Source organism: Variovorax sp. RA8, assembly GCF_901827175.1.
In the GTDB taxonomy this organism is placed as follows: domain Bacteria; phylum Pseudomonadota; class Gammaproteobacteria; order Burkholderiales; family Burkholderiaceae_C; genus Variovorax.
Map to the genome: position 1 here is coordinate 5,755,989 of NZ_LR594662.1, position 12,519 is coordinate 5,768,507.

The window sequence follows — 12,519 nt, forward strand, 5'->3', positions numbered from 1 at the left end:
GACTCTGTCCTCTTCTGTTACGAACGCTCGAGCTCGATGTCGAGACCCAGCGAACGGATTTCCTTGACCAGCACATTGAACGACTCCGGCATGCCGGCTTCGATCGAGTGTTCGCCCTTGACGATGCTTTCGTAGACCTTGGTGCGGCCCTGCACGTCGTCGGACTTCACGGTCAGCATTTCCTGCAGGACGTAGGCAGCGCCGTACGCTTCGAGCGCCCACACTTCCATTTCCCCGAAACGTTGGCCGCCGAATTGCGCCTTGCCGCCCAGCGGCTGCTGCGTGACCAGGCTGTACGGGCCGGTCGAGCGGGCGTGCATCTTGTCGTCCACCAAGTGGTGCAGCTTGAGCACGTGCATGTAGCCGACCGTGACGGGACGCTCGAACTGGTCGCCCGTGCGGCCGTCGTACAGGTAGGCCTGGGTGCGCGACGCGGTCAGGCCCTTGGCCTTGGCGATCTCGTCCGGATAGGCCAGGTGCAGCATGCCGCGGATTTCCTCTTCCGAGGCACCGTCGAACACGGGCGTCGCAAAAGGCACGCCGGTCGACAGGTTCCCGGCCATCTCGAGGATGTCGGCATCGCTCAGCTTGGCGAGGTCTTCCTTGCGGCCCGAGCCGTTGTAGAGCTTGTCCATGAACTGGCGCAGCTCCGCCACCTTGGCCTCGGCCTGCAGAAGGTCGCCGATGCGCTGGCCCACGCCCTTGCCGGCCCAACCCAGATGCACTTCGAGCACCTGCCCGACGTTCATCCGCGAGGGCACGCCCAGCGGGTTCAGGCAGATGTCGCACGGCGTGCCGTCGGCCATGTGCGGCATGTCTTCGACCGGAACGATCTTCGACACCACGCCCTTGTTGCCGTGGCGGCCGGCCATCTTGTCGCCGGGCTGCAGCCGGCGCTTGACAGCCAGGTAGACCTTGACCATCTTGAGGACGCCCGCGGGCAGCTCATCGCCCTGCGTGAGCTTCTTGCGCTTTTCTTCGAACGCGAGGTCGAAGCTGTGGCGCGTCTGCTCGAGCGAGTTCTTGATCGACTCGAGCTGCGAGGCCACCTCGTCTTCCGCCGGGCGGATGTCGAACCAGTGGAACTTCTCGATTGACGAGAGGTACGCCTTGTCGAGCTTGCTGCCCTTGGCCAGCTTGTTCGGGCCGCCGTTGGCAACCTTGCCGATCAGGAGCTTCTCGATCCGGTCGAAGGCGTCAGCCTCGACGATACGCAGCTGGTCGTTCAGGTCCAGGCGGAAGCGCTTGAGCTCGTCGTCGATGATCTGCTGGGCACGCTTGTCGCGCTGGATGCCTTCTCGGGTGAACACCTGCACGTCGATCACGGTGCCCTGCGAGCCTTGGTCCACGCGCAGCGAGGTGTCCTTCACGTCGGAAGCCTTCTCGCCAAAGATCGCGCGCAGCAGCTTCTCTTCAGGCGTCAGCGTGGTCTCGCCCTTGGGCGTGACCTTGCCGACCAGCGTGTCCCCGGGCTGCACTTCGGCGCCGACGTAGATGATCCCGGATTCGTCCAGGCGGTTGAGCTGCTGCTCGGCCAGGTTCGGGATGTCGCGGGTGATTTCTTCTGCGCCCAGCTTGGTGTCGCGCGCCATCACCACCAACTCCTCGATGTGGATCGAGGTGTAGCGGTCTTCGGCAACCACGCGCTCGCTGATCAGGATCGAGTCCTCGAAGTTGTAGCCGTTCCAGGGCATGAACGCGACCAGCATGTTCTGGCCCAGCGCCAGCTCGCCCAGGTCGGTCGAGGCGCCGTCGGCGATCACGTCGCCCTTGGCGATCTTGTCGCCGCGCTTGACGATCGGACGCTGGTGGATGTTCGTGTTCTGGTTCGAACGCTGATACTTGATCAGGTTGTAGATGTCCACGCCGACCTCACCGGCCGCCGCTTCGGCGTCGTTCACGCGCACCACGATGCGGGTGGCGTCGACGTAGTCGACCACGCCGCCGCGGCTGGCCGTGACGACCGTGCCGGAGTCGACCGCGGAGACGCGTTCGATGCCGGTGCCGACGAAGGCCTTCTCGGGACGCAGCACCGGCACCGCCTGGCGCTGCATGTTGGCGCCCATCAGCGCGCGGTTCGCGTCGTCGTGCTCCAGGAACGGCACCAGCGAGGCGGCCACCGATACGATCTGCGCCGGCGACACGTCCATGTACTGGACGCGCTCGGCGGAGACCAGGATCGACTCGCCGGTCTCGCGCGCCGACACCAGGTCGCCCGTCAGGCGGCCGTCCTTGTCGAGCGCGGCGTTGGCCTGCGCGATCACGTACTTGCCTTCCTCGATGGCCGAGAGGTAGTCGATCTCGTTCGTGACCTTGCCCTCGACCACGCGGCGGTACGGCGTCTCGATGAAGCCGTACTCGTTCAGGCGGGCGTACAGAGCCAGCGAATTGATCAGGCCGATGTTCGGGCCTTCAGGCGTTTCGATCGGGCACACGCGGCCGTAGTGCGTAACGTGCACGTCGCGCACTTCGAAGCCGGCGCGCTCCCGCGTCAGACCGCCCGGGCCGAGGGCCGAGACGCGGCGCTTGTGCGTGATTTCGGAGAGCGGGTTGGTCTGGTCCATGAACTGCGACAGCTGCGAGGCGCCGAAGAACTCCTTCAGCGCGGCCGAGATCGGCTTGCTGTTGATCAGGTCGTGCGGCATCAGCGGCTCTTGCTCGGCCTGGCCCAGGCGCTCCTTGACGGCCTTCTCGATGCGGGCAAGGCCGGTGCGGTACTGGTTCTCGGCCAGTTCACCGACGCAGCGCACGCGGCGATTGCCGAGGTGGTCGATATCGTCGACCTCGCCGCGGCCGTTGCGCAGGTCCACCAGGATCTTGACGACGGCGAGGATGTCCTCGTTGGTCAGCACCATCGGGCCGGTCGACTCGTCGCGGCCGACCTTGGCGTTGAACTTCATGCGCCCGACACGCGACAGGTCGTAGGTGTCCGGGTTGTAGAACAGGCGCTGGAACAGGGCCTGAACCGCGTCTTCCGTCGGCGGTTCGCCAGGGCGCATCATTCGGTAGATGGCCACGCGGGCGGCAAACTCGTCCACCGTCTCGTCGATGCGCAGGGTCTGCGAGATGTACGCGCCCTGGTCGAGTTCGTTGGTGTAGATGGCCTGCAGCTCCTGCACGCCGGCGGCGCGCAGCTTCTTCAGCAGCGCTTCGGTCAGCTCGTCATTGGCCTTGGCCAGGATCTCGCCGGAGTCAGTGTCGACGATGTTGCGGGCCAGCACGCGGCCCACCAGGAAGTCTTCCGGCACGCTGATGTGCGTGGTGCCCGTCTGCTCGAGCTCGCGCGTGTGGCGCGCGGTGACGCGCTTGTCCTTGGCGACCACCACCTTGCCCGACTTGTCGGTGATGTCGAAGCGTGCGACTTCGCCGCGCAGGCGCTCGGAGACGAACTCCATCTGCGCGCCGCTGTCCATCAGACGGAAGTTGTCGTTGACGAAGAAGTTCGCGAGGATCGATTCCGGGTTCAGGCCGATCGCCTTCAGCAGGATCGTCACCGGCATCTTGCGGCGACGGTCGACGCGGAAGTACAGCATGTCCTTCGGGTCGAACTCGAAGTCCAGCCAGGAGCCGCGGTAGGGGATCACGCGGGCCGAGAACAGCAGCTTGCCCGAGCTGTGCGTCTTGCCCTTGTCATGCTCGAAGAACACGCCCGGCGAGCGGTGCAGCTGCGAGACGATCACGCGCTCGGTGCCGTTGATGATGAAGGAGCCCTTTTCGGTCATGAGCGGCACTTCGCCCATGTAGACCTCCTGCTCTTTCACTTCCTTGACCACCTTCGACTGCGAGGTCGAGGACTCGCGGTCGTAGATGATCAGCTGCACCTTGGCGCGCACGGCCGAGGCGAAGGTCAGGCCGCGGGTCTGGCACTCGCGCACGTCGAACGCCGGCTTCGCGAGGTTGTACTCGAGGAATTTCATTTCCACGAAACCGTTGTGCGAGACGATGGGGAAAGCGGCGTCGAAAGCGGCCTGCAGGCCTTCCACCGTGCGTTTCTGAGGGGGGATACCTGCTTGCAGGAACGCGGTGTAGGCGTCCTTCTGCATCTGCAGCAGGTAGGGAATTTCGACGACGCTGTCGCGGTTACCGAAATTCTTTCGGATGCGCTTGCGTTCGGTGTAACTGTACGTGGACGTTTGGGCCATGAGAGCTCCGGAGCTTGAGATCTTCAGCGACTTGTCAGCAGCGCTTTCGCGCCACTGCTTGGCGGCTGGCCACTACCAGCCGTTGGCGGACAGTGATGCGTTGCACATCACCCGAACCAAGGGGTCTTCTGCAGTCGGGGTCAGAAGACACTCAAAAACCGTCTTGGGCTTGGCAGGCTTTTGGGTGCGCTCTGAAAGCGGCAAAGGCTGGAGGGCCTTTCGGCGCACTCCAGCCCTGCGTTGGAACCGAATTACTTCAATTCCGCCTTGGCGCCGGCGTCTTCCAGCTTCTTCTTCATCGCTTCGGCGTCGGCCTTGGCCACGCCTTCCTTCACGGCCTTGGGAGCGGCTTCCACCAGGTCCTTGGCTTCCTTCAGGCCCAGGCCGGTGATTTCGCGCACGGCCTTGATCGCGGCAACCTTGTTCGCGCCGGCTTCCATCAGCATGACGTTGAACTCGGTCTTTTCCTCGACGGCAGCGGCGGCGGCACCGCCACCACCGGCGGCCGGGGCGGCCATGGCTGCGGCGCTCACGCCAAACTTCTCTTCGATGGCTTTCACCAGGTCGTTGAGCTCCAGGACCGTCATGCTGTCGAGCGCGGTCAGAAATGCGTCTTTATCGAATGCCATTTGGGTTTCCTAACAATTGGGTTGAAATTTGCAAAAACAAGCTCAGGCGGCTTGGGCTTCGACCGCAGCCTCGGCCGGGGCTTCGCCGCCACCACGCTTCTCGGCGAGCGCGGCCAGGACACGTGCCGTGCGCGAGATCGGGGACTGCATCAAGCCCAGCAGTTGCGCCAACAGCACTTCCTTGGAAGGGATGTTGGCCAGTTGCTTCACGCCTTCGACGTCCAGGGCCTTGCCACCGAAGGCACCGCCGCGAATGACCAGCTTGTCGTTGGTCTTCGCGAAATCGGCCACCACCTTCGCGGCGGCCACGGCATCCTCGGAGAAGCCATAGATCAGCGGGCCGGTCATCTGGTCACCGACGACTTCGAATGCGCTACCAGCGACAGCACGGCGTGCCAGGGTGTTCTTGAGAACACTCAGGGTCACACCCTTGCTGCGCGCATCGTTGCGCAGACGGGTCATGTCAGCGACCGTGATGCCACGGTATTCCGCCATCACGAGCGTTTGAGCTTTTGCGGCGAGGCTGGTCACATCACTGATGACCGCTTCTTTCTCACTGCGATTCAGACTCAAGGTCTACTCCTTTTCAATGCATCCTTCGGCGTACAGCCTCGGGACGCGCTTCATGCAGCGACCAACTGTTTCGGAAACGGATTCCTTGCAGCGGGATCGCCATCTGCGCTGGTTGCCTCACGAAGGTCGAGGCGATTAAGTGCAGGCCCTCCTGCATGCCAGCGGTCTCGGATGGCCCGGGACAGCGCTTGCACGCCGTCCCGACCCACCACACCGCCCCGCCGCCCTTCGACAGGCAACGGGGCCGATCTCATCGGGGCCCTGCCGGAGCAAGACCCGCTTTCATGCGCCTCAGCCCTGGGCCGAGATGGTCTGCGTGTCCACGCGGACACCCACACCCATCGTCGAGGACACGGCCACCTTGCGCAGGTAGATGCCCTTGCTTGAAGCCGGCTTGGCCTTGACCAGCGCCTCGATCAGCGCGGCCAAGTTGCCCTGCAGCTTGTCGGTGTCGAACGAACGGCGGCCGATCGTGCCGTGGATGATCCCGGCCTTGTCGACGCGGAACTGCACTTGGCCGGCCTTGGCGTTCTTGACGGCGGTAGCGACGTCGGGCGTCACGGTGCCGACCTTGGGATTCGGCATCAAGCCGCGCGGGCCGAGGATCTGGCCCAGCGCACCGACCACGCGCATCGCGTCCGGCGCGGCGATCACCACGTCGAAGGGCATGTCACCGGCCTTCACCTGGGCAGCCAGGTCGTCCATGCCGACGATGTCGGCGCCGGCGGCTTTGGCTTCTTCGGCCTTGGCACCCTGGGCGAACACGGCCACGCGCTTGGTCTTGCCGGTGCCGTTGGGCATCACGACCGCGCCGCGCACCACCTGGTCGGACTTCTTGGCGTCGATGCCAAGCTGCACGGCCACGTCGATCGACTCATCGAACTTCGCGGTGGCGGCTTCCTTGACGATACCGATCGCGTCGACGAGCGGGTACAGCTTGTTGCTGTCGACCTTGCCTGCCAGCGCCTTCTGCTTCTTGGTGATCTTGGCCATTTACACGCCCTCCACATTCACGCCCATCGAACGGGCCGAGCCGGCGATGGTGCGGACCGCGGCGTCCAGGTCGGCAGCGGTCAGGTCCTTCATCTTGGTCTTGGCGATCTCTTCGAGCTGGGCGCGCGTGATCTTGCCGACCTTGTCGGTGTGCGGACGCGCGGAACCCTTCTCGAGCTTGATGGCCTTCTTGATCAGCGTGATCGCCGGCGGCGTTTTGATGATGAAGGTGAAGCTCTTGTCGGCGAATGCGGTGATGACCACCGGCAGCGGCAGGCCGGGCTCGACGCCCTGGGTCTGCGCATTGAACGCCTTGCAGAATTCCATGATGTTCAAACCGCGCTGGCCCAGTGCGGGGCCGATCGGCGGCGACGGATTGGCTTTACCAGCTGGTACTTGCAGCTTGATGAAGCCGACGATTTTCTTCGCCATGCTTTACTCCTTGCGGGTCATAGCGCCTTGGCCTTCTCGGCCGCAGCTCCCCGGGGTTGACGACTCTTCGATCAAAACCACGCGCCGAGTCGGACAACGCGCAGCCGGAAACTGCTTCAGGTTTTCTCGACTTGCGAGAACTCCAGCTCGACGGGTGTCGCGCGGCCGAAGATCATGACCGACACGCGCACCTTGCTCTTCTCGTAGTTGACTTCCTCGACCGTGCCGTTGAAGTCGGTGAATGGGCCTTCCTTGACGCGCACGAATTCGCCTACGATGAACTCGACCTTGTGGCGCGGCTTCTCGGTGCCCTGCTGCATCTGGGAGACGATGTCCTCGACTTCCTTTTGCGAAATGGGGGCAGGCCGGTTCTTCGCACCTCCGACGAAACCCGTCACCTTGTTGGTGTGCTTCACCAGATGCCAGCTCTCGTCGTCCATGATCATCTCGACCAGGACGTAGCCCGGGAAGAAGCGTCGCTCGGTGGTGCGCTTCTGGCCGTTCTTGATCTCGACCACTTCCTCGGTCGGAACCAGGATGCGGCCGAACTTGTCTTGCATGCCGGCGCGGTTGATGCGCTCGGTGATGTTGCGTTCCACGGCCTTTTCCATGCCCGAGTACGCGTGGACCACATACCAGCGCAGGTCGGGGTTGGCGGGCGGCGCCAGCACGGGCGTATGTTCCGGCGTTGTGTCGACAGCGTCGTCAGTCATCATTTTCTCCAGCCCAGGATGAGGTCGAAAAACACCCATTCGAGCGTCTTGTCCGTGAGCCAGAGGAAGACGGACATCACCACGACAAAGGCGAACACATAGGCCGTCATCTGGATCGTTTCCTTGCGGGTCGGCCACACGACCTTCTTGACCTCGCGCCACGAATCACGGCCGAAGGCCCACAGTTGGCGACCATTCTCCGAGCTCGCGAACGCACCCACGGCGGCCGCCAAGCCCACCAGCAGGACAGCCCACTGCACGAGCGCGCCCTGGCGCGACAGCAGGTAGAACGCCACGATGGCGCCCACCGCGAGCAAGACAGCCACGGCCAGCTTGGCCTTGTCTGCGCCGGTGCTCACGGTTTCGATTTGAGAAGTAGCCATCTTTGGGCTTTGTTCCTGCGGCCTTACAGCCTCTTCAATTCATGGCGCCATTCCAGACGCCGAAGCCCGTCAGGTCATGACGGGCTCTTTGGGTTTCCTCAGCCCGCCGGTTTCGCGCCGGGCTTTCTCAACGCCACCTTCGAGTGGCAGGGGCAGTAGGAATCGAACCTACAACCTTCGGTTTTGGAGACCGACGCTCTGCCAATTGAGCTATACCCCTCCGCGAAATCGCTTAGACGTCCAGGATCTTCGCCACCACGCCGGAGCCCACGGTGCGGCCACCCTCGCGAATGGCGAAGCGCAGGCCTTCTTCCATGGCGATGGGGTTGATCAGCTTCACCGTGATGGACACGTTGTCGCCGGGCATGACCATCTCCTTGTCCTGCGGCAGCTCGATCGCACCCGTCACGTCGGTGGTGCGGAAGTAGAACTGCGGACGGTAGTTGTTGAAGAACGGCGTATGACGCCCGCCCTCGTCCTTGCTCAGCACGTACACCTCGGCGGTGAAGTGGGTGTGGGGCTTGATGGAGCCCGGCTTGCACAGCACTTGGCCGCGCTCGACTTCCTCACGCTTGGTGCCGCGCAGCAACACGCCCACGTTGTCCCCAGCCTGGCCCTGGTCCAGCAGCTTGCGGAACATCTCCACGCCCGTGCAGGTGGTCTTCTGGGTCGGGCGGATGCCGACGATCTCGATTTCCTCGCCAACCTTGATGACGCCGCGCTCGACGGCGCCGGTCACAACCGTGCCGCGACCGGAGATGGAGAAGACGTCTTCCACGGGCATGAGGAAGGTGCCGTCCACCGCACGCTCAGGGGTGGGGATGTAGGTGTCCAGGGCCTCGGCCAGCTTCATGATGGAGCCTTCGCCGAGTTCGCCCTTGTCGCCTTCCAGGGCCAGCTTGGCCGAGCCGTGGATGATGGGGGTGTCGTCGCCCGGGAACTCGTACTTGTCCAGGAGCTCGCGCACTTCCATCTCGACGAGCTCCAGCAGCTCCTTGTCGTCGACCATGTCGCACTTGTTGAGGTAGACGATGATGTAGCCCACACCCACCTGGCGCGCCAGCAGGATGTGCTCTCGGGTCTGGGGCATCGGGCCGTCGGCGGCCGAGCACACGAGGATGGCGCCGTCCATCTGGGCGGCACCGGTGATCATGTTCTTGACGTAGTCGGCGTGCCCGGGGCAGTCGACGTGCGCGTAGTGGCGGTTGGCCGTCTCGTACTCGACGTGGGCGGTGTTGATGGTGATGCCGCGCGCCTTTTCTTCGGGCGCCGCGTCGATCTGGTCGTAGGCCTTGGCCTCACCGCCGAACTTGGCCGACAGCACCGTGGCAATCGCCGCCGTCAGGGTGGTCTTGCCGTGGTCCACGTGACCGATCGTGCCCACGTTCACGTGCGGCTTCGTGCGGGTGAATTTTCCTTTTGCCATTTTCTCGACTCCGAAAAATAACTAGATCAACACACTGACATGGGGTTGCGACCACCCGGCCACAACCCCAAGACTGGTGCCCATTGCGGGAATCGGACCCGCGACCTCTCCCTTACCAAGGGAGTGCTCTACCACTGAGCCAAATGGGCGAAATACTTCTAAAACCTGCGCTTCGCGTCGATCGGAGATTGCTGGAGCGGGAGACGGGAATCGAACCCGCGTCATTAGCTTGGAAGGCTAGGGTTCTACCATTGAACTACTCCCGCATCGCGGTGCAACCCCTAGAGCCAGGGCCGCACCGTAGCACGGTCCGGGTTCTGCGCTTTCGCCTTCCAGCTTTGCACCGATACCCGTCATTCAAACGCTCTGCAAAATCCGTTCTTCGCTGGTGGAGAGGGCTGGATTCGAACCAGCGTACTCGTAAGAGGGCAGATTTACAGTCTGCTGCCATTAACCACTCGGCCACCTCTCCGGCGAACCTCGAAATATAGCACGGTTGACAGGGCAGGTCGATGACAGGGCTTGGCTGCGATCACGGCGGCGCAGTTGCCCGCCGCCGAAATGCCGTCGGCATTCGCTGCACCGCGGACCCTCGATTTCACCCGGATCAATTAAAGGCCCTGCGTCTCTCGCCAGGCCCGCGCCTCGCTGAAATGGCCGCAACCGATGAAAGGCGCCGGTGGGCGTAGAGCCGAAAGCGGCGAGGGATGGTTCGCGGATAGCACCTTGTGGCGGCGGCTGTCGATCAGCGCGCGCTTGCTCTGCGCATGCGATCCCCACAGCATGAACACCACCGGGCGCTCGCCCTCGGCCACTTGGCGAATCACGGCATCGGTCAGCACTTCCCAGCCCCGGCCGGAATGACTGGCCGGCTGGCCCTCCTCTACCGTCAGGCAGGTGTTGAGCAGCAGCACGCCGTGGGTGGCCCATTTGACCAGGCTGCCGCCCGGCTCGGGGAAGCGCGGCGGCGGGGTGCCCAGATCGCGCTCCAGCTCCTTGAAGATGTTGCGCAGCGACGGCGGCAGGGCCACGCCCGGCGCCACGGAGAAGGCGAGTCCCTCGGCCTGGCCACGCCCGTGGTACGGATCCTGGCCCAGGATCACGACGCGCACGGCCTCCGGCGGCGTGAGCTCGAGGGCTCGCAATGGCCGCGGCGGAAAGATGGCGGCGCCAGCCTTCAGCCGCTCATGCAGGAAGTCGATCAGCTTGAGGCCGGCCGGCGAGCCGAAGAACTCGTCGACCAGGGGCTCCCACCCCGGCGCCACCGGCCAATCGGCCGGATCGCTGCTGGCCAGCTGGGTGGACGGCGCGCTCATATGGCAACCTCGGCCCTGCGGGCTGCGATATTCGCCTTGGGAACGGCCCGGCGGCTCATCGGAACAGATCGGCCAGCGCCTCGCCCGGCTCGTCAGCACGCATGAAGGCTTCGCCCACCAGGAAGGCATGGACGCCGGCGGCACGCAGCGTCGCCACGTCCTCGCGCAACGTGATGCCGGACTCGGTGACGAGCAGGCGATCCGCCGGAACCCTCGGCAGCAGCTCAAGCGTCGTCTGCACCGAGACCTCGAAGGTCCGCAGGTTACGGTTGTTGACACCGATAAGCGGGGTGCGCAGCTTCAGCGCCCGCTCGAGCTCGGCCGCATCGTGCACCTCCACCAGCACCGCCATGCCCAGCCCTGTCGCGATCGCCTCGAAATCGCGCATCTGCGCGTCATCCAGGGAGGCGGCGATCAGCAGGATCGCATCGGCGCCGATGGCCCGCGATTCGTAGACCTGATAGGCATCGACGATGAAGTCCTTTCGCAGCACCGGCAGCTCGCAGGAGGCGCGCGCCTGCTTGAGGTAGTCGATGCCGCCCTGGAAGAACTGGCGATCGGTCAACACCGAGAGGCAAGCCGCATTGACGGTGCCGTCGCCCTCGGCATAGCTCTGCGCGATGTCGGCCGGGATGAAGTCGGCGCGCAACACGCCCTTGCTCGGACTGGCCTTCTTGATCTCCGCGATCACTGCTGCCTGGCCGCCCGCGATCTTGGTGCGCAGCGCGCCGATGAAGTCGCGCGTGAGCACCCGGCTCTCGGCATCTATGCGGATCGCCTCGAACGGGCGCATCTTGAGCGCCGCAGCCACCTCTTCCCGCTTGACGGCAACGATCTTCTCGAGGATGTCGGACATGCTTTCCCCTCCTCAGCCCGCATTGGTCGCCTGGACCAGTTCGGCCAGCTTGGCCTTCGCCGCGCCCGACTCCAGCGCCGCACGGGCACGCGCGATCCCGCCCGCCATCGAGTCGACCAGGTCAGCCGCATAGAGCGCCGCCCCTGCGTTGAGAACCACGATGTCGCGCGCCGGTCCCGGCTGGTTGTCCAGCACGCCGAGCAGCATCGCCTTCGATTGCTCGGGCGTCTCGACGCGCAGCGTGCGGTTGCTCGACATGGCAAAGCCGAAATCCTCGGGATGCAGCTCGTACTCGCGCACCTCCCCGTTCTTCAGCTCGCCGACCATGGTGGCAGCGCCGAGCGAGATCTCGTCCATGCCGTCGCGCCCGTAGACCACCAGCGCATGCTCGGCGCCCAGCCGCTGCAGCGCGCGCACCTGGATGCCGACCAGGTCCGGATGGAACACGCCCATCAGGATGTTCGGCGCGCCGGCCGGGTTGGTGAGAGGCCCCAGGATGTTGAAGATGGTCTTGATACCCAGTTCCTTGCGCACCGGCGCGACGTTCTTCATCGCCGGATGGTGATTGGGCGCGAACATGAAGCCGATTCCCACGTCCTCGATGCACTTTGCGATCTGCTCGGGCTTCAGGTTGATGTTGACACCCAGCGACTCCAGCACATCGGCGCTGCCGGACTTGCTGCTCACGCTGCGCCCGCCGTGCTTGCTGACCTTGGCGCCCGCCGCGGCGGCCACGAACATCGAGCAGGTCGAGATGTTGAATGTGTGCGAGCCGTCGCCGCCGGTGCCGACGATGTCGACCAGGTGGCGGGTGTCGGCCACCGGCACCTTGGTCGAGACCTCGCGCATTACCTGCGCGGCGGCGGTGATCTCGCCGATGGTTTCCTTCTTGACGCGCAGGCCGGTGATCAGCGCCGCCATCATCACCGGCGAGCACTCGCCGCTCATGATCAGACGCACGATGTGCAGCATCTCGTCATGGAACACCTCGCGGTGCTCGATGGTGCGCTGCAGGGCTTCCTGGGGGGTGATGGGCATGATGAAGTCTCCCTTGGA

11 protein-coding genes and 4 tRNA genes are annotated in these 12,519 nt (G+C 64.4%); all 15 read right to left on the minus strand.

Annotation, left to right across the window (positions count from 1 at the left end):
* Positions 1 to 17: 17 nt before the first annotated feature.
* Positions 18 to 4,142, minus strand: a complete 4,125-nt coding sequence (rpoB, locus tag E5P3_RS27455) for a DNA-directed RNA polymerase subunit beta (protein WP_162588844.1) — start codon at positions 4,140 to 4,142, stop codon at positions 18 to 20.
* A gap of 251 nt (positions 4,143 to 4,393) precedes the next feature.
* Positions 4,394 to 4,771 carry a 50S ribosomal protein L7/L12 gene (gene rplL / locus E5P3_RS27460; RefSeq protein WP_068684340.1) on the minus strand — a complete coding sequence of 126 codons (378 nt, stop codon included), beginning with the start codon at positions 4,769 to 4,771 and terminating at the stop codon, positions 4,394 to 4,396.
* 42 nt (positions 4,772 to 4,813) lie between these two features.
* Positions 4,814 to 5,344 (minus strand): 50S ribosomal protein L10, encoded by a 531-nt coding sequence (gene rplJ, locus E5P3_RS27465; protein WP_162588845.1) that lies wholly within the window; start codon positions 5,342 to 5,344, stop codon positions 4,814 to 4,816.
* A 291-nt stretch (positions 5,345 to 5,635) separates the two neighbouring features.
* Positions 5,636 to 6,337: a 50S ribosomal protein L1 gene (gene rplA / locus E5P3_RS27470; protein ID WP_162588846.1), complete on the minus strand. Its 702-nt coding sequence runs from the start codon at positions 6,335 to 6,337 to the stop codon at positions 5,636 to 5,638.
* Positions 6,338 to 6,769 carry a 50S ribosomal protein L11 gene (rplK, locus tag E5P3_RS27475; RefSeq protein ID WP_028252759.1) on the minus strand — a complete coding sequence of 144 codons (432 nt, stop codon included), beginning with the start codon at positions 6,767 to 6,769 and terminating at the stop codon, positions 6,338 to 6,340.
* A 116-nt stretch (positions 6,770 to 6,885) separates the two neighbouring features.
* The gene (gene nusG / locus E5P3_RS27480; RefSeq protein WP_068684330.1) at positions 6,886 to 7,482 is read right to left on the minus strand and encodes a transcription termination/antitermination protein NusG; all 597 of its coding nucleotides are present in this window, start codon (positions 7,480 to 7,482) and stop codon (positions 6,886 to 6,888) included.
* A complete protein-coding gene (gene secE / locus E5P3_RS27485; protein WP_068684328.1) occupies positions 7,482 to 7,865 on the minus strand; it encodes a preprotein translocase subunit SecE in 384 nt (127 codons plus the stop codon). The genes nusG and secE overlap by 1 nt, the downstream gene beginning before the upstream one ends.
* 144 nt (positions 7,866 to 8,009) lie before the next feature.
* Positions 8,010 to 8,085 (minus strand) — tRNA-Trp (locus E5P3_RS27490).
* 12 nt (positions 8,086 to 8,097) lie between these two features.
* Complete coding sequence (gene tuf, locus E5P3_RS27495; RefSeq protein ID WP_102905612.1) at positions 8,098 to 9,291, minus strand: elongation factor Tu; 1,194 nt, start codon at positions 9,289 to 9,291, stop codon at positions 8,098 to 8,100.
* 74 nt (positions 9,292 to 9,365) lie between these two features.
* A tRNA-Thr gene (locus E5P3_RS27500) sits at positions 9,366 to 9,440 on the minus strand.
* Positions 9,441 to 9,483: 43 nt separating this feature from the next.
* Positions 9,484 to 9,557: transfer RNA gene (locus E5P3_RS27505), tRNA-Gly, on the minus strand.
* A gap of 120 nt (positions 9,558 to 9,677) precedes the next feature.
* Positions 9,678 to 9,763 (minus strand) — tRNA-Tyr (locus E5P3_RS27510).
* A 139-nt stretch (positions 9,764 to 9,902) separates the two neighbouring features.
* Complete coding sequence (locus tag E5P3_RS27515) at positions 9,903 to 10,607, minus strand: uracil-DNA glycosylase (protein WP_162588847.1); 705 nt, start codon at positions 10,605 to 10,607, stop codon at positions 9,903 to 9,905.
* A 55-nt stretch (positions 10,608 to 10,662) separates the two neighbouring features.
* Positions 10,663 to 11,463: an indole-3-glycerol phosphate synthase TrpC gene (gene trpC / locus E5P3_RS27520; RefSeq protein WP_162588848.1), complete on the minus strand. Its 801-nt coding sequence runs from the start codon at positions 11,461 to 11,463 to the stop codon at positions 10,663 to 10,665.
* A gap of 12 nt (positions 11,464 to 11,475) precedes the next feature.
* Positions 11,476 to 12,501 carry an anthranilate phosphoribosyltransferase gene (gene trpD / locus E5P3_RS27525; protein WP_162588849.1) on the minus strand — a complete coding sequence of 342 codons (1,026 nt, stop codon included), beginning with the start codon at positions 12,499 to 12,501 and terminating at the stop codon, positions 11,476 to 11,478.
* Positions 12,502 to 12,519: the final 18 nt, after the last annotated feature.